16 protein-coding genes are annotated in these 16,014 nt (G+C 70.0%); 11 read left to right on the top strand and 5 right to left on the bottom strand.

The window, feature by feature from the left end:
* The first annotated feature begins 89 nt into the window (after positions 1-89).
* On the top strand, positions 90-1,349 hold the full coding sequence (locus G3I65_RS00150; protein WP_160693549.1) for an MFS transporter: 1,260 nt from the start codon (positions 90-92) through the stop codon (positions 1,347-1,349).
* 321 nt (positions 1,350-1,670) lie between these two features.
* Positions 1,671-2,837 (top strand): GGDEF domain-containing protein, encoded by a 1,167-nt coding sequence (locus G3I65_RS00145; RefSeq protein ID WP_160693599.1) that lies wholly within the window; start codon positions 1,671-1,673, stop codon positions 2,835-2,837.
* Positions 2,838-2,849: 12 nt separating this feature from the next.
* Here G3I65_RS00145 and G3I65_RS00140 read toward each other — a convergent pair whose 3' ends face one another.
* Positions 2,850-3,494: a TetR/AcrR family transcriptional regulator gene (locus G3I65_RS00140; RefSeq protein ID WP_160693547.1), complete on the bottom strand. Its 645-nt coding sequence runs from the start codon at positions 3,492-3,494 to the stop codon at positions 2,850-2,852.
* Between the two features lie 88 nt (positions 3,495-3,582).
* On the opposite strand from G3I65_RS00140, the gene G3I65_RS00135 reads away from it, so the two are divergent.
* The gene (locus G3I65_RS00135; protein ID WP_160693545.1) at positions 3,583-4,797 is read left to right on the top strand and encodes an alpha/beta fold hydrolase; all 1,215 of its coding nucleotides are present in this window, start codon (positions 3,583-3,585) and stop codon (positions 4,795-4,797) included.
* A gap of 69 nt (positions 4,798-4,866) precedes the next feature.
* On the opposite strand, the gene G3I65_RS00130 is transcribed toward G3I65_RS00135, so the two are convergent.
* Entirely contained in the window at positions 4,867-5,277 is a 411-nt protein-coding gene (locus tag G3I65_RS00130; protein WP_086857585.1) for a DUF3151 domain-containing protein, read from the bottom strand.
* A gap of 225 nt (positions 5,278-5,502) precedes the next feature.
* On the opposite strand from G3I65_RS00130, the gene G3I65_RS00125 reads away from it, so the two are divergent.
* Together G3I65_RS00125 and G3I65_RS00120 are read left to right on the top strand one after the other, a co-directional pair.
* Positions 5,503-6,684 (top strand): hypothetical protein, encoded by a 1,182-nt coding sequence (locus G3I65_RS00125; RefSeq protein WP_203612232.1) that lies wholly within the window; start codon positions 5,503-5,505, stop codon positions 6,682-6,684.
* Between the two features lie 184 nt (positions 6,685-6,868).
* Positions 6,869-7,744 carry an HIRAN domain-containing protein gene (locus G3I65_RS00120; protein ID WP_160693541.1) on the top strand — a complete coding sequence of 292 codons (876 nt, stop codon included), beginning with the start codon at positions 6,869-6,871 and terminating at the stop codon, positions 7,742-7,744.
* 57 nt (positions 7,745-7,801) lie between these two features.
* On the opposite strand, the gene fbaA is transcribed toward G3I65_RS00120, so the two are convergent.
* The gene (gene fbaA / locus G3I65_RS00115; protein ID WP_125308885.1) at positions 7,802-8,833 is read right to left on the bottom strand and encodes a class II fructose-bisphosphate aldolase; all 1,032 of its coding nucleotides are present in this window, start codon (positions 8,831-8,833) and stop codon (positions 7,802-7,804) included.
* 154 nt (positions 8,834-8,987) lie between these two features.
* A complete protein-coding gene (locus G3I65_RS00110) occupies positions 8,988-9,809 on the bottom strand; it encodes an LLM class F420-dependent oxidoreductase (protein ID WP_160693539.1) in 822 nt (273 codons plus the stop codon).
* A 62-nt stretch (positions 9,810-9,871) separates the two neighbouring features.
* Here G3I65_RS00110 and G3I65_RS00105 point away from each other — a divergent pair, with 62 nt between their 5' ends.
* From G3I65_RS00105 to G3I65_RS00080, 6 genes are all read left to right on the top strand, one after another.
* On the top strand, positions 9,872-10,777 hold the full coding sequence (locus tag G3I65_RS00105; protein WP_160693537.1) for an aldo/keto reductase: 906 nt from the start codon (positions 9,872-9,874) through the stop codon (positions 10,775-10,777).
* Positions 10,778-10,897: 120 nt separating this feature from the next.
* Positions 10,898-11,809 carry an SDR family oxidoreductase gene (locus G3I65_RS00100; RefSeq protein WP_160693535.1) on the top strand — a complete coding sequence of 304 codons (912 nt, stop codon included), beginning with the start codon at positions 10,898-10,900 and terminating at the stop codon, positions 11,807-11,809.
* A gap of 2 nt (positions 11,810-11,811) precedes the next feature.
* Positions 11,812-12,285, top strand: coding sequence for a pyridoxamine 5'-phosphate oxidase family protein (locus tag G3I65_RS00095; protein ID WP_160693533.1), 474 nt, complete (start codon positions 11,812-11,814; stop codon positions 12,283-12,285).
* A gap of 81 nt (positions 12,286-12,366) precedes the next feature.
* Positions 12,367-13,839: an NAD(P)/FAD-dependent oxidoreductase gene (locus G3I65_RS00090; RefSeq protein WP_160693531.1), complete on the top strand. Its 1,473-nt coding sequence runs from the start codon at positions 12,367-12,369 to the stop codon at positions 13,837-13,839.
* Positions 13,836-14,693, top strand: coding sequence for a metal-dependent hydrolase (locus tag G3I65_RS00085; RefSeq protein ID WP_160693529.1), 858 nt, complete (start codon positions 13,836-13,838; stop codon positions 14,691-14,693). The genes G3I65_RS00090 and G3I65_RS00085 overlap by 4 nt, the downstream gene beginning before the upstream one ends.
* Positions 14,690-15,682: a PDR/VanB family oxidoreductase gene (locus tag G3I65_RS00080; protein WP_163046623.1), complete on the top strand. Its 993-nt coding sequence runs from the start codon at positions 14,690-14,692 to the stop codon at positions 15,680-15,682. Before G3I65_RS00085 ends, G3I65_RS00080 begins: the two co-directional genes overlap by 4 nt.
* Here the strand turns inward: G3I65_RS00080 and G3I65_RS00075 are convergent.
* Positions 15,677-15,961, bottom strand: a complete 285-nt coding sequence (locus G3I65_RS00075) for a YciI family protein (protein ID WP_160693598.1) — start codon at positions 15,959-15,961, stop codon at positions 15,677-15,679. The two genes, G3I65_RS00080 and G3I65_RS00075, sit on opposite strands and share 6 nt — an antisense overlap.
* Positions 15,962-16,014: the final 53 nt, after the last annotated feature.

The raw sequence follows: 16,014 nt of genomic DNA, 5'->3' as shown, positions 1-16,014 counted from the left end.
TACCGTGACTGTCCCATGACCGACTGGTCGTCTCGTCACCGGCAGTCATGGGACTGACGCGGTCTGCACAAGAGGTCGGGAGAAAACGCATGGCAGCACCGCCGGATCGGGTCACGTTCCGCGAGGTGTTCGGGATCGCCGAGTTCCGGGCGCTGTGGTTCGGGGAGCTGCTGTCGATCGCCGGTGACCAGCTGGCCAGGGTCGCGCTGTCGATCCTCGTGTTCACCGGTACCAACTCCGCGACCCTGACCGGCCTGACGTACGCGCTGACCTACGCCCCGTCGCTGCTCGGCGGCATCTTCCTGACCGGCTTCGCCGACCGCTTCCCCCGCCGCACCGTGATGGTGCTCGTCGACCTGCTGCGCGCCGCGCTGATCCTGCTCGTGGCACTGCCCGGCATGCCGTTCTGGCTGATGTGCGTGCTGGTCGGCGGCGTTTCCCTGGTCAACCCGCCGTTCAAGGCGTCCCAGCTGGCGCTGCTGCCGCAGGTGCTCGAAGGCGACCGGTTCGTCGTCGGGATGGGCATCCGCAGCATGACCGTGCAGAGCGCCCAGCTGCTCGGGTTCGCCGGCGGCGGCGCGCTGCTGATCGCCCTCGACCCGCACGTCGCGCTCGTCATCGACGCCGCGACCTTCCTGCTCTCGGCCGCCTTCATCCGCTTCGGCCTCCGCGCCCGGCCGGCCGCCGCGAGCGGCGAACAGCGCAAGTCGTTCTTCGCGACGCTGGGCGGTGGGGGCCGGACGGCGTTCGCCAGCTCTCCGCTCCGGACGCTCGTGCTGTTCACCTGGCTGATGGGCCTGCTGCCGGTCTACGAGGGCATCGCCGCGCCGTACGTCTCGGCGGCGGGCGGCGGGCCCGAGGCGATCGGCCTGCTGCTGGCGGCCGACCCGATCGGCAGCGTCATCGCGACCTTCGCCTACACGCGCTGGGTGCCCGCGCACCTGCGGCCGAAGCTGATCGGCCCGCTGGCGGCGCTGTGCGCGGTACCGCTGGTGCTCTGCTTCCTGAACCCCGGCCCGGTGTCCTCGATCGTCCTGTTCATCGTGTCCGGCGGGTTCGGCACGGTCTGCCTGCTGCAGGCGACCGCGTCGCTGACCCTGGCCGTGCCCGACGAGCAGCGCGCACAGGTGATGGGCCTGTCCAACACCGGGCTGACCACGATGATGGGCATCAGCCCGCTCATCGGCGGCGTGCTCGCGGATCAGCTGACCCCGCACGGCACGGTCGGCATCTTCGGCATCGTGGGAGTGGTGCTCACCCTGCCGCTGGCGGCCCTGTGGGCCCGATCGTTATCGGCGGAACCCGGCCGGTGGCACGACAAAGAAGCCGCACGCGCCGAACATGCTTGACATGCCCCGCGCGTGGGCTCGACCTGCGCGACCTTGCGGTGCGCTGTGCGGTCACTGATCTTTGCCGCGCATCGCTGGCCACCTCTCGTTCCGGTGTCAACCAAAAAGTACACACCGAAAGCCCTTGTGGACAGCTGGCAAACGGTCTGAAACTGTCCGTGAGTAGATTGTCACTGATCACCTGCGCAAGGGGCTGGGGGAAAAATGGTCACATCGGGGGAACGGTCTGGACAAGCCTCGGTTCGTGGTGTTGCCGACTGGGCACTGTGGTCACGACCACGGGCGTGGGTCGCCGTCACACTCACCGCGATCGCCGTCATGCTGGCCTGGACCACCGCGGCCACGCTCACGATTCCGGTCACGCTCGCGAACCTGGGGACGTTCGCGCTGCTCACCGCCCTGGCGGTGACCCAGACCGAGGTCAGCAGGCGCATCGAGCGCCAGCGCCGGATCCTGAGCAACGGGCCGCACATCAACATGACTTCGGTGTGGCTGCTGCCCGCCGGACTGCTCGTGCCGCCGCAGCTGGTGGCCGTCCTGGGCACGGTGCTCTACGTCTACCTCGCGTTCCGTAGTTGGTCCGGCTTCCGACCGGGTGAATTTCACCGCGTCGCGGCCAACGCGACCACGATGATCCTCTCCGGGTTCGCCGCCGGCTTCGTCGCGGAGGCGCTGCACGGGCACGGGATGACCGCCGTGGCGCTCGCCGCGGTCGCCTTCTTCGCCACCAACACCGCGCTCACCGGGCTCGGGCTGTACCTGGCCGCGCCGGAGAAGGCGACCGTCGAAGGCTGCCTCGGCAACATGGACGACAACCTGCTGGAGCTGGCCACCCTGTGCGTCGGCGGCCTGCTGGTGATGGTCTTGACCACCGAGCCGCTGCTGTCGGTGCTGGTGATCCTGCCGCTCTACGTGCTGCAGCGGTCCGTGCTGATCAAGCAGCTCGAGGAGCTCGCCACGACCGACCAGAAGACGCAGCTGCTCAACGCCACGACCTGGCAGGACGGCGCGCAGCGCGAGATTTCGCGCGCGGAGCGGGAAAACGGCAGCTTCGGCACCCTGATGATCGACCTCGACCACTTCAAGCGGATCAACGACACCTACGGGCACCTCGCGGGGGACGACGTGCTCAAGGCGGTCGCGGCCGTGGTCAAGCAGGAGACCAGGGCGCACGACCTGGTCGGGCGGTTCGGCGGCGAGGAGTTCGTGGCGCTGCTGCCCGCGACGTCCAAGGAGGACGCGATCGTCACCGCCGAGCGGATCCGGCAGCGGGTCAGCGAGCTGGTGATCAGCACGAAGACCAACGAAGGCGCGGCGGTCGACATCGAACGCCAGACGGCGTCCATCGGCGTCGCCGCGTACCCGCTCGACGGGGCGTCGATCGAGGAAGTGATGTCCTCCGCCGACGCGGCCGTGTACGCGGCCAAGCACGGCGGGCGGAACCGGGTGGTCGGCTCCGTCGCGCTCCCGGAGATGGCCGTCGCTTAGCTGCCCCCGGGTTCAGCGCAGCCGGTCGATGACGTCGCTCGCCTTGGTCTGGAGGCGGGCGACGCCGCCGACGGTGAACTCGGTCAGCAAGTCGATCAAGGCGTCCTGGTCCGGCGGGTCGCCGTCCCAGGTGGCCTGGACCAGTGACTCGGTCATCGCGAAGAAGAGCGTGACGAGCGCGCGGTCCGCGCGGCCGGAGTCGATGCCGTGCGCGGCCCACCGCTTGCGGCTGGCTTCGGCGTAGACGACGGCCAGCCGCTCCCTCAACCGGGTGAGGGCGGGGTCGCCCGCGCGCTCGGCCGCGCGGAGCACGCCGTAGCCCTCGGGGTGGTCGGCGACGAAGGTGACCATGTTGGCGTAGTTGGCCCGCGCCCAGGCCCGCAGGCCGGGCTGCTCGTCGGCCACCGAGGGGCCCGCGATGGCCGCGAAGGCGCTTTCCTCGGTGGCCGCGACGACCTCGGCGAACAGCGTCGCCCGGTCGCCGAACTGCTCGTAGACGGCCTGGCGCGAGACGCCGGCTTCGCGCGCGATCTGCTCGATCGTCGCGCCCTGCATCCCGTGCTGCGCGACGACCCTCGCCGTCGCGCCCAGCACGCGGGCACGCTGCTCCCCGACCGGGAGCTTGCGCGGCCGCCCGCGCGGAGCGGGGCTTGACATGGTGGTCCACCTCACGTGATTCTTTTTCCGACACCTCTGTCTGAAAAGGTGTTCCCCGCGCACTAGTCCTGCTCAACGAGGAGCAAGCATGCGTATCTTCCCCCGTCGCGCCCTCGCCGCGGCCGTCGCCACGGTTTCCGTGCTGGCACTGGTGGCACCCGGCGCCTCCGCCGCGTCCTTCTACGATCCCCCTTCACCGCTTCCGGCGGGCAGCAACGGCGATGTCATCCGGCACGAAGCGTCGACGTTCTACATCGACCCGATCAAGCTGATCAAGGCCGACGCGGACGTGCAGCGGATCATGTACCGCAGCACCGACACGCACGGCTCGCCGATCGCCGTCACCGGCACGGTGCTGACGCCGCGCTCGGCGTGGCACGGCGCCGGCGCGCGCCCGATCGTCTCCTACGCCGTCGGCACGCAGGGCGAGGGCGACGACTGCGCGCCGTCGAAAGCGCTTGCCGCCGGCTTCGAGTACGAAGGCCCGTTCATCGCCGGGCTCCTGACGCGGGGCTACGGCGTCGTCGTCACCGACTACGAAGGGCTCGGGACGCCGGGCGACCACACGTACGTCAACCGCGCGGCGGAGGCGCACGCGGTGCTCGACGCCGTCCGCGCGGCGCAGCGGCTGCCGGAGGCCGGGCTGCCGGACGACGGCCCGGTCGCGATCGCGGGCTACTCCCAGGGCGGCGGCGCGTCGGCCGCGGCGGCGGAACTCCAGCCGAGCTACGCGCCGGAGTTGAAGCTGAAGGGCGCGTACGCGGGCGCGGTGCCGGCGGACCTGGCTTCGGTGGCCAAGAACCTCGACGGGCACTACGCGGTCGGCTTCCTCGGCTTCGCGCTGGTGAGCATGAACTACGCGTACCCGGAACTGAACATCCCGGCGCTGCTCAACGCGCGCGGCAAGCAGCTGTTCGAGCAGGTCCGGACCGAGTGCACGGTGGAGGCGATCGCCGCGCACGCGTTCACGCAGTCCTCGACGCTGACCAACGACGGCCGCTCGCTGACCGCGTACCTCGGCGAGGAGCCGTACGCGTCGCGGGTGGCGGAGCAGAAGATCGGGACGCTCAAGCCGGCGGTGCCGGTGCTGATCGTCCACAGCGCGCTCGACGACATCGTGCCCTACGCCCAGGACCGCGACCTGGGCCGGACGTGGTGCGGCAAGGGCGTGAAGGTGCAGTTCAGCACATCACTGGTGCCGACGCACGTGCTCACGGCGGTGCGGGCGTTCCCGGAGGCGTTCGCGTGGCTCGAAGGCCGCTTCGCCGGCCTCCCGGCCCTGTCCAACTGCGGCCTGTTCTGAGGTCTGCCGCAGCGGTCGTGAGTGTTTGGTCGGGTTCTAACCCGACTGAACACTCACGACCCGCGGGCGTCACTTCAGGCCGGTGGCTTCCGCGGCGGCGGGGTCGGAGTCGGCGAGGAACGTGCGGCAGCGGTCGTACTCCTCGGTCTCGCCGATCTTGCCGGCGGCCTTGCCCAGCACGGCGAGGGCGCGCAGGAAGCCCTGGTTGGGGCGGTGCGCCCACGGCACCGGGCCGAAGCCCTTCCAGCCCGCGCGGCGCAGCTGGTCGAGCCCGCGGTGGTAGCCGGTGCGGGCGTACGCGTAGGCGGCGACGGTCTCGCCCGCCTCGAAGGCCTTCTCGGCCAGCGACGCCCACGCCTCGCTGTAGTAGGGGTGTTCGGCCGCGACGGTGGCCGGGTCGCTCCCGGCGTCGAGCGCGGCCTGGGCGGCGGTGTGCTCGGGCAGCAGCGTCGGCTCGGGGCCGAGCAGGTTGTGCGTCATGCCGCCCATTCTGCCCTCAGCTCAGAACAGCAGAGCCCCGAGCACCCCGCCACCGGCCAGCACCAGGGCGCCGATCAAGACGGCGGCCACGACTCGTTTCGGCATCATGGCGGCACACCATGCCAACTTCCGCACGCCGGAAGCAAATCGGCCACCCCTACGGGTGAACCCCGGTTTTCGGCGGTCTTAGCCCGCTCGTGACCATGACCGGCCATGATGTCCGGCATGGCCAAGGCAGTCGACGTCCCGGTGGACGTGATCCCGCGCAGCCCGATCGGCAAGACGCGGCTGTTCTTCACGCGGCACTGGCACCGCGGCGCCCCCGGGCAGCCGACGCCGGACTGGGTGCTCCGGTTCTGCTACGGGATGTGGCTCGCGGCGTTCGCGTTCAAGCTGCTCGGCTCGTCGTGGGACATGTCGTGGCACTTCATGTGGCTGCGCGACGACCTGGCCCCGCCGCACCTGATCAACACCGTCGGCACGGTGATCATCGTGGTGCTGGTGGCGATCCACAGCTACACGGGCCTGGGTGCCGATCGCCGCTCCCTGCGCTTGATGCAGATCGGCCTGCTGGTGTTCCTGGTGGCGGCGCCATTGGACGTCATCAACCACCGCGTCAACGGCCTCGACCTGACCGCGTGGAGCCCGTCGCACATGATGCTGTACCTGGGCACGGGCATCATGCAGGCGGGCGTGCTGCTGGGCTGGCTTCGTCTTTCTCCGCCCGGCCGCTTCCGCACGGGCGTGCTGCTCGCGCTGTGGGCGTTCTTCCTGGAGAACACGTTCTTCCCGAACGGCCAGCAGGAGTACGGCATCCTCGGCCTGCGCGCGTGGGAGCGCGGCGAGCCGGAGGCGGAGAAGTCCCTGCTGGACTTCGCGGCCAACCAGATCGGCCACCCGGTCGACCGGACGGCGGTGCTGCACTTCACAATGCCGATTCCCGAGTGGGTGTACCCGCTGTGGGGCATCGGCGTGATGGCGTTGATCCTGGTCCTGGCACGTCGCACGCTGGGCTTCCGCTGGGCGGCCACTTCGGTCGCGCTGGCGTACGTCGCGTACCGGTCGGTGATGTGGCCGCTGCTGTTGGGGCTGGGGTTCCCGGTGTCGACGGTGCCGTTCTACCTGCTGTTGGTGGGCCTGGCGGTGGACCTGGCGTTCGCTCTCGGGTCAGGTGCCGTGCGGGCCGCCGCGGGCGCGCTGCTGGTGACGGCGTTCGGGTACGGGGCGCTGTGGCTGCAGTCCCAGTTCCGGCCGTGGGTACTGGGCGACGCGCACACGGAGTCGGCGCCACCGGTGGCGTATTGGACGGCTTTGGCGGTGCTGGTCGGGGTGTTCGTCCTCTGGGCGGCGGCCGGCCCGGCTACCCGGCGGTGGACGGCCCGACGTTCGGTCGCCGCGAGCGGCTGAGACTTCTCGGATTCACGGTGCACTCCGTAACAAGGGGCTGCGGGGCGACGACTCCGGTGCACGACTGATCCACCTGCGCCGACATCGGAGGACACGCCCCATGTGGCCCTTCTCGCGGAAAGGCCGCTCCCCACGCCCGGCGGCCATGGTCATGGCACCGGTTCAGCCGACGCCCAAGGCGGCCGTGCGTCTCGTCGTGGATCCCTCGTTCCAGACGGATCACGGGAATACCGAACCCGCGGAGCCCGAAGACGAGTACTCCGGCTCCCAGCCACCGCAGTTCAGCGAGGTGCGGCTCCGCCTCGTTCCCCTGCCCGACGACGGCCGGCTCAACGTGGTGGGCGAAAGCCACTACCAGGAAGCACTTGCCGTGGTTGCCGGCGGCAGGACCTGCGGCGCGACCTTCGACGAGCACATCCCCGTGGTGGCCGTGCTGGTTCCCGAGCCGGAGAACCCCTGGGACGAAAACGCCGTTCGAGTCGACGTGCTCATGGGGAACCGGTCGCTGAAGGTCGGTTACCTGTCCGCCGGCTGGGCGGAGGACTACCAGCCCGAGCTGCTCGAGCTGAGGGCCGAAGGCGCCCTCGGCACCTGCCCGGCGCGGGTCACCGGCGGCGGGGACAAGTACTACGGCATCTACCTCCACGTGGCACGGCCCGAGGAACTGCGCTCCGGCGGGGACCCGATCGTCGCCGAAACGACGGCGACCGGGGTGCTGCTGCGGAACGACTGGTCGTGCACGGTGACCAAGGAAGAAGAACACCAAGACGTTCTTCGCGCGTTCGCTCCGAAGGGCAAGCAGGAGTACCGGGAGGTCGTCGCGTCGTTGGGCTTCTGCACGATCCGCGGCGGGAAGTACGCGGGCGGGCGCGCCATCGAAGTCCGGCTCGGCGGCAAGCGCGTGGGACAGCTGACCCATGCGATGACCACGCGCTACGGCGAGATCGTCGCGCGGTTCGCGGAGAAGAACCTGGCCGTCACGTGTGAGGCGTACACGACTCGGACGGCGAAGGGCGTCGAGGTGGAGTTGCGGATGCCGCGCGACCCCAAGCGCTTCTGAACACGACGAAGGGGCGGCACTTTCACGTGAAAGTGCCGCCCCTTCGCGCGAAGAGACTTACTTGAGCTTCGTCCCCGCCGAGCCGAGCGCCTGGCAGGCCTCCACCACGCGCTGAGCCATCCCGGCCTCAGCCGCCTTCAGGTACGAACGCGGGTCGTAGACCTTCTTGTTGCCGACCTCGCCGTCGATCTTCAGGACGCCGTCGTAGTTCTTGAAGAAGTGGTCCACGATCGGGCGGGTGAACGCGTACTGGGTGTCGGTGTCGACGTTCATCTTCACCACGCCGTAGGACACCGCCTCGCGGATCTCCTCCGGCAGCGAACCCGAACCGCCGTGGAAGACCAGCTCGAACGGCTTCGACCCGGCGTCGAGGCCGAGTTTCTTGGCTGCGGCTTCCTGGCCGCCCTTGAGGACGTCGGGGCGGAGCTTGACGTTGCCCGGCTTGTACACGCCGTGGACGTTGCCGAAGGTCGCCGCGAGCAGGTAGCGGCCCTTCTCGCCGGCGCCGAGGGCGTCGATGGTCTTGAGGAAGTCGCCTTCGGCGGTGTAGAGCTTCTCGTTGATTTCGGCTTCGACGCCGTCTTCTTCGCCGCCGACGACGCCGATCTCGACCTCGAGGATGATGTTCGCGGCGGCGGTCTTGGCCAGCAGTTCCTGCGCGATCTCGAGGTTTTCGTCGAGGTCGATCGCGGAGCCGTCCCACATGTGGGACTGGAAGAGCGGGTTCTGGCCGTTCTTGACGCGCTCGGCGGAGATCTCGATGAGCGGGCGGACGAAGCCGTCGAGCTTGTCCTTGGGGCAGTGGTCGGTGTGCAGTGCGACGTTGACGTCGTACTTGGCGGCGACGACCTGGGCGAATTCGGCCAGGGCGGTGGCGCCGGTGACCATGTCCTTGACCTTCTGGCCGGACGCGAATTCGGCGCCGCCGGTGGAGAACTGGATGATGCCGTCGCTCTCCGCCTCGGCGAAGCCGCGGATGGCGGCGTTCACGGTCTCGGACGAGGTCACGTTGATGGCCGGGTAGGCGAACTCGTTCGCCTTGGCCCGGTCGAGCATCTCCGCGTAGACCTCGGGGGTGGCGATGGGCATCGTTACTCCTCCTTGGCACAGGGTGGGTCCCGACCGCATCGTACGAGGTGTACCGCCGCCGCACACCGGTCCCCGCGCAGAAACTTCCCCGCACGTCGAATCGGTTCAGAAGGAGGGTGTCCGGCCGCCGGGCGCACCGGCGGCCGGACGGAGATCACAGCAGCTCGGACGCCAGCGCGCGGTAGGCCGGCCAGGGGTCTTCGTTGAGCACCTGGATGTTGACGTGGTCGGCACCCGCCTCGAGGTGGGCCGACACGCCGCGAGCCACGGTCGGGGCGTCGCCCTGGAGGACCAGCGCGTCGACCAGGCGGTCGCTGCCCTCGCCCTCGAGGTCCTCGTCGGTGAAGCCGAGTTTCCGCAGGTTGGCGACGTAGTTCGAGAGGCCGAGGTAGAACTTGACGGTCTTGCGGCCGATCGCCCGGGTCTCGGCGGCGTCGGTGCCGAGGACCACCTTGTGCTCCGGGGCCAGCAGCTTGCCCTCACCCAGGATCTCGCGCGTCTCGCGCGTGTGCTCCGGCGTCGTCAGGTACGGGTGCGCGCCCGCGGTGCGGTCACCGGCGAGCTTGACGACCTTCGGGCCGAGCGCCGCCAGCGCGCGGCCTTCGACGGGCACGCCGGCCGCGTCCAGGCCGTCCAGGTAGTCGACCAGCGCCGCGTACGGCTTCTTGTACTCCTTCGTCGCTTCGCGGTGACCCGCGCCGACGCCGAGCAGGAAGCGGTCCGGGTACTTGCCCGCGATCCGCTCGTACACGCGGGCGATGTCCGCGGGCTCGTCCTGCCAGATGTTCACGATGCCGGTCGCGATGACCAGCGAGTCCGTCGCCGCGAGGAGATCGTCGACGTAGGACAGGTCGCCGGTCGGGGACGACCCCAGCCAGATCGCGCCGTAGCCGAGCTTCTCCGCCTCCGCCGCGAACTGCGCGTCGACGCCCGAGTAGTGCCGCCAGATACCGAGCTTGCCGAGTTCGATTGCCATGGAACACTCCAACGCGCGGGACGGCGATTTTCCTCCCGGATCGGCGAACTACTGTCGAAGACATGACCAAGCTGGGCAACACCGACCTCGACGTGTACGGCCTCAACCTCGGCGGCAACGTCTTCGGCTGGACGGCGGACGCGCCCCAGTCCTTCGCGGTGCTGGACGCCTACACCGCCGCCGGCGGCAACTTCGTGGACACCGCCGACCTCTACGGCGGGGGCGGTGGCTCCGAGGAGATCCTCGGCGACTGGCTGGCCGCGCGCGGCAACCGGGACGACGTCGTCGTCGCGACCAAGGTCGGCATGTGGCAGGGCCGCCCGGGCCTGTCCGCGAAGAACATCCAGGCCGCGGCCGAGGACTCGCTGCGCCGCCTCAAGACCGACCGCATCGACCTCTACTACGCCCACGTCGACGACCCGGACACCCCGCTCGAGGAGACGCTGAGCGCGTTCGACGCCCTGGTCCGCGCGGGCAAGGTCCGCTACCTCGGCGCGTCCAACTACAGCGCCGAGCGGCTCGGCGAAGCACTGTCCATTTCGGACGCGAACGGTCTCGCGCGGTACGCCGTGCTGCAGCCGCACTACAACCTCGTCGAGCGCGACTACGAGCGCGAGCTGGCCCCGCTCGTCGAGCGCGAAGGCCTGGCCACGCTGCCGTACTTCTCCCTCGCGAAGGGCTTCCTGACCGGCAAGTACCGCGCGAAGGGCGACGTGACCGACAGCCCGCGCGCGGCCCGCGCCGAGTCCTATTTGGACAACGGTGGCGAGCGCGTCCTGGCCAAGCTCGACGCCGTCGCCAAAGCCCACGACGTCTCGATGGCCACGGTCTCGCTGGCCTGGCTCCGGCAGCAGCCGACGGTCGCCGCCCCGATCGCCAGCGCCCGCACGCCGGAGCAGCTGACCGACCTGATCGCGTCCGTCACCCTCGACCTGACTCCAGACGAAGTAGCGTCACTTTCCCTATGAAAGATGCGTACCGAGGCCCTGACGACGCAACTTTCTCGCCGAAAGTGGCGCCTACTCTTGGGTAGCTTACTGCGGGTAAGGTGAGGTACGGTGCCCTCAAGTGACATCTAGGAGGGCACCGTGGCCAACCCGTTTTCGCTGCTGAGCGGCACCAAGAAGGTCGACGGGAAGGTCGTGCTGATCACCGGCGCGGCCCGCGGCATCGGCGCGGGGCTGGCCGAGCGGCTCGCCGCGCGCGGCGCGAAGGTCGCCCTCGTCGGCCTCGAAGCCGAAGAGCAGCAGAAGGTCGCCGACCGGATCGGCCCGAACGCGCACGCCTGGGAAGCCGACGTCACCAGCTGGGACGCTCTCGGGCAGGCCACCAAGGGCGTCGTCGAGCACTTCGGGGGCATCGACATCGTCATCGCCAACGCCGGCATCGCGACCGCGGGCTTCGTCCGCTCGGTCGACCGGGCCGCGTTCGAGAAGGTCATCGAGGTCGACCTGCTCGGCGTCTGGCGGACGTTCCGCGTCACGCTCCCGCACGTCATCGAGCGCAAGGGCTACCTGCTCGCCATCTCCAGCCTCGCCGCGATCACGCATGCGCCGGGCATGGCCAACTACGCCGCCGCGAAGGCCGGCGTCGAAGCGTTCTCCAACAGCCTCCGCGCCGAGGTCGCCCACCTGGGCGTGAAGGTCGGCGTCGCGCACCCGACGTGGATCCGCACCGACCTGGTCGAGAGCGCCGACGCGCACCCCGTGTTCGGCAAGCTCCGCGCGTCGATGCCGGGCCTGATCGGCAAGACCTACCCGCTCGACACCGCGCTGGACGACCTCGAAGCGGGCATCCTCAAGCGCGCCCGGACCATCCACGTGCCGCGCTGGGTCGGCGGGCTGAAGCTGCTCCGCGCGTTCCTGCCGCCGATCATCGAGATCGGCTCGCGCAGCCGGGTACCGTCGGCGGACAAGGCCGCGCTGGCCGACATCGAGGCCCGCGGCGCGTTCGAGTCGGCGGTCACCGGCCACGGCGGGCGAGCCGCCACCAAGGGGTGAACATGTCCCGTCGTGACCAGATCAGGATGACCGAGGACGAGGTCCGCGAGTACCTCGCCGGGCAAAAGGTCATCAACGTCGCCAGCGTCGGCCCGAACGGGCGGCCGCACCTCGCGCCGCTCTGGTACTTCCCGCACGAAGACGGCGTCGCGACCTGGACGTACGGCACGTCCCAGAAGGCCAAGAACCTGCGGCGGCTCGCGCAAGCGACCGTGCTCGTCGAGGACGGCGACAGCTACGAGAAGCTCCGCGGCGTCTCCTTCGAGGCCGACGTCGAGATCGTCGAGGACACCGCCGAGGTCACCCGGATGGGGATCGAGCTCATGCAGCGGTACGCGGGCGCCAAGCCGGGCGACCCCGTTCCCGACGAACTCAAAGCCTTCATCGCAGGTCAGGCCCCCAAGCGCATCGGGCTGATCTTCCGGCCGACCAAGGTCGCCAGCTGGAACCACGGCAAGCTCGGCGGGACGTACTGATCGGTAGGGAGTACTTCCAAGTAACTGTTACTTGAGGTAACGTCATCTGGGCAGCATCCTCGAAGCAGCGGAGGCCGACAGATGACCGAGCGGTTCAAGGTCGTGATCGTGGGCACCGGGTTTTCCGGGCTCGGCCAGGCGATCCAGCTCGAAAAGGCCGGCATCCGGGACTACGTGATCCTGGAGAAGGCCACCGAGGTGGGTGGCACCTGGCGCGACAACTCCTACCCCGGGTGCGCGTGCGACGTGCAGTCGCACATGTACTCGTTCTCGTACGAGCAGAACCCGGACTGGTCGCGGTCGTTCTCGCCGCAGCCGGAGATCTTCGAGTACCTCAAGGGTGTCGCGGACAAGTACCGGCTGCGCGAGAAGATCCGGTTCGGCGTCGAGCTCACCGGCGCGCACTGGGACGAGCGCGAGCGCCGCTGGACGGCGACGACCAAGGACGGCCGCGAGTTCGTCGCGCAGTTCCTCGTCTCCGGCGTCGGCGGCCTGCACATCCCGCAGGTCCCCGAGCTGCCCGGGATCGGGAAGTTCAAGGGCCAGACCTGGCACTCCGCGCAGTGGAACCACGAGTACGACCTGCGCGGCAAGAAGGTCGCCGTGGTCGGCACCGGCGCCAGCGCGGTCCAGTTCGTCCCGAAGATCGCCCCGGACGTCGCCGAGCTGACGCTCTTCCAGCGCACGCCGCCGTGGATCATGCCGAAGCCCGACCACGCGATGCCGTCGTGGGCGCGGACGCTGTTCAAGCGCGTCCCGGGCACCCAGCGGGCCTATCGCAACGCGCTGTACTGGTTCCTCGAAGTCCGCGCGGTCGGCTTCAACGGCCACCCGGCGATCATGAAGGCCGGCGAACTCATCGCGAAGCGGCACATCGCGAAGGGCGTCAAGGACCCGTCGCTGCGCAAGAAGGTCACGCCGGACTACACCATGGGCTGCAAGCGCGTCCTGATCTCCAACGACTACTACCCGGCGCTGAACCGGCCGAACGTCGACGTCAACACGTCCGGGATCAAGGAGGTCAAGGCGCACTCGATCGTCGACGCCGCGGGCGTGGAGCACGAGGTCGACGCGATCATCTACGGCACCGGGTTCAAGGTCACCGACGCGCTGGAGTACCTCGACATCACCGGCGTCGACGGCCGCGACCTCGCCAAGGAGTGGGCGGCCGAGGGGATGCGGACGCACAAGGGCATCACCGTGTCCGGCTTCCCGAACCTGTTCTTCCTGCTCGGGCCGAACACCGCGCTGGGCCACAACTCCGTCGTGTTCATGATCGAGTCGCAGTCGAAATACGTCGTCGACGCCATCAAGCTCGCCGAGTCCCGCGACGCCGCCGCGCTCGACGTGCGGCCGGGCGTGCAGGACAAGTTCCAGGAAGAGATCCAGGACAAGCTGGTCAAGGGCGTCTGGACGCAGGGCGGCTGCAAGAGCTGGTACCTCGACGCCAAGGGCGTGAACCGGACGATCTGGCCCGGCTTCACCTGGCGCTACTGGCTGGAGACGCGCAGGGTCGACCCGGCGGACTACGAGCTGTCCGGCCGCGCGTCATGACCTCGCCGGACGAGCAGCTCGTGCTGCACGCCCGGGACGTCAAGTTCGACTGGGCGACGCTGCCGATGCACTGGGTCCCCGGCGAACCGCAGGTCACGCACACCATCAACGTCCTGCACCTGGCGTTGCCCGAAGGCGAGCGGTGGTTCGTCGAGGTGTTCAAGCAGGCGGTCCCGCTGATCCGCGACGAGCGGCTCAAGGCGGACGTCCTCGGCTTCATCGGCCAGGAGGCGGTGCACGCGGAGGCCCACGACGGCGCCGCGGCGCACCTCGAGGCCGCCGGCGTGCCGGTGCGGCCGTTCATCGCCCAGATGGAGTGGCTGTTCCGGAAGCTGCTCGGCGACCGCGACCTGACCGGCGCGAAGGCCGAAGAGTGGCTGGTCGAGCGGCTGGGGATCGTCGCCGCGATCGAGCACTACACCGCGTTCCTCGGCCAGTGGGTGCTCGACGCGCCCCTGGAGGAGGCGGGCGCCGACCCGGTGATGCTGGACCTGCTGCGCTGGCACGGCGCCGAAGAGGTCGAACACCGGTCGGTCGCGTTCGACCTGTTCATGCACCTCGACGGCCGATACACGCGCCGGGTGCGCAGCATGGCGGCGGTGACGCCGGTGCTGGCGTGGGTGTTCTCGCGCGGCACCCGGTACCTGATGCGCAACGACCCGACCCGTCCCGGGCGCGCGACGCTGCGGGCGTACCGCCGGGCGGCGAAGCGGGGGCTGCTGCCGACCGGACGCCAGCTGCTGCGGGAGATCCGGCCGTACTTCCGGAAGGGCTACCACCCGACCGAGACCGGGAACACCGAGCAGGCCGTGGCGTACCTGGCGAGCTCCCCGGCCGCCCGGGCGGCGGGGTGACCCTCGGCCGGCCCACCCGGCTGGACGGCAGCGACCGGACCGACCTCCTGCTGTCCACTTTGGTCGGCGTGGTGGGCGTTTACCGCCGGCTGTCGGGGTGGAGCGGCAAGCGGCGGCCGCCGGTGCGCGCGGTCGACCGGGACCTGCCGCTGGTGGTCGAGAGCGTCCACGCCGAAGCCGAGGACGTCGTCAGCCTGCGGCTCGCGAACGGCTCGCCGCTGCCGGGCTGGCGGCCCGGTGCGCACCTCGACCTCGTGCTGCCGTCCGGGCTGGTGCGGCAGTACTCGCTGTGCGGCGACCCGGCCGACACCGGCCACTACCGCGTCGCCGTGCGGAAGATCGGCGCCGCGTCGAGCGAGGTCCACGCGCTCGAGCCGGGCACGCGGGTGACCGTCCGGGGCCCCCGGACCGCGTTCCCGTTCGTCGGCGAGGGGCCGTTCCTGTTCATCGCCGGCGGCATCGGGATCACGCCGATCCTGCCGATGGTCCGCGCGGCCGCGGCGCGGGGCGCCGACTGGCGGCTGGTCTACACCGGTCGCAGCCGGGAGTCGATGCCGTTCCTCGACGAGCTGCCGGACGACGAACGCGTGCGGATCCGCCCGGACACCGAATACGGCGTCCCGGCGTCGGGTGCGGAGCTGCTGGAAGATCTGCCCGAAGGGGCGGCGGTGTACTGCTGCGGCCCGGTGCCGATGATCACCGGCGTCCGCGTGGATCTGGCGCTGACCAGCGCGAAAGCCGTGCACTTCGAGCGGTTCGCGCCGCCGCCGATCGTCTCCGGGGCGCCGTTCCGGCTGACGCTGCGCCGGTCGGGGCAGGTGTTCGACGTCCCGGGCGACCGCAGCGCGCTGGACGTCCTCCTGGCCGCCCGGCCGGGGACGCCGTACTCGTGCCGCCAGGGTTTCTGCGGGACCTGCGCGGTGCCGACGGCCGACGGCGGATCGATGCGGATCTGCGTCGACCGCGGCCCCGCGGTGCTCGACCTATGACCCGTCGGGCAGCCAGGCGCCGATCACCGGCTTGAACTCGCGGACGCTGCGCTCGGCGACGACCCCCTCCAGGAAGTACGGGTCCTGGTCGATCGTCTCCTTGAGGTGCGCCTCGTCGTCGGCCTGGTAGAGCGTGAGGCCGCCGGTGCCGTCGCCCAGCGGGCCGGCGACCGCGACGCGGCCCTGCTCGGCCAGCTTGCCCAGGAACTCGCGGTGGCGCGGCCGCACCTCCTGGAGCTTCTCCTGGACGTAGGTGATTTCGACGAGGTACCAGGCCATGTGGATCTCCGGTGGCAGGCGCGGGCGGGACGGCACCGACGCTACCCGTGTCA

This window comes from Amycolatopsis sp. SID8362, assembly GCF_010550475.1.
GTDB classification, from domain to species: domain Bacteria; phylum Actinomycetota; class Actinomycetes; order Mycobacteriales; family Pseudonocardiaceae; genus Amycolatopsis; species Amycolatopsis eburnea.
This window is presented reverse-complemented; position numbering and strand designations above follow the sequence as displayed.

Excerpts from the sequence above, each read along its gene's own strand:
- G3I65_RS00150 (WP_160693549.1), top strand. The coding sequence starts at position 90 with ATGGCAGCACCGCCGGATCGGGTCACGTTCCGCGAGGTGTTCGGGATC.
- G3I65_RS00140 (WP_160693547.1), bottom strand. The coding sequence starts at position 3,494 with ATGTCAAGCCCCGCTCCGCGCGGGCGGCCGCGCAAGCTCCCGGTCGGG.
- G3I65_RS00135 (WP_160693545.1), top strand. The coding sequence starts at position 3,583 with ATGCGTATCTTCCCCCGTCGCGCCCTCGCCGCGGCCGTCGCCACGGTT.
- G3I65_RS00130 (WP_086857585.1), bottom strand. The coding sequence starts at position 5,277 with ATGACGCACAACCTGCTCGGCCCCGAGCCGACGCTGCTGCCCGAGCAC.
- G3I65_RS00125 (WP_203612232.1), top strand. The coding sequence starts at position 5,503 with ATGGCCAAGGCAGTCGACGTCCCGGTGGACGTGATCCCGCGCAGCCCG.
- fbaA (WP_125308885.1), bottom strand. The coding sequence starts at position 8,833 with ATGCCCATCGCCACCCCCGAGGTCTACGCGGAGATGCTCGACCGGGCC.
- G3I65_RS00110 (WP_160693539.1), bottom strand. The coding sequence starts at position 9,809 with ATGGCAATCGAACTCGGCAAGCTCGGTATCTGGCGGCACTACTCGGGC.
- G3I65_RS00105 (WP_160693537.1), top strand. The coding sequence starts at position 9,872 with ATGACCAAGCTGGGCAACACCGACCTCGACGTGTACGGCCTCAACCTC.
- G3I65_RS00095 (WP_160693533.1), top strand. The coding sequence starts at position 11,812 with ATGTCCCGTCGTGACCAGATCAGGATGACCGAGGACGAGGTCCGCGAG.
- G3I65_RS00090 (WP_160693531.1), top strand. The coding sequence starts at position 12,367 with ATGACCGAGCGGTTCAAGGTCGTGATCGTGGGCACCGGGTTTTCCGGG.
- G3I65_RS00085 (WP_160693529.1), top strand. The coding sequence starts at position 13,836 with ATGACCTCGCCGGACGAGCAGCTCGTGCTGCACGCCCGGGACGTCAAG.
- G3I65_RS00075 (WP_160693598.1), bottom strand. The coding sequence starts at position 15,961 with ATGGCCTGGTACCTCGTCGAAATCACCTACGTCCAGGAGAAGCTCCAG.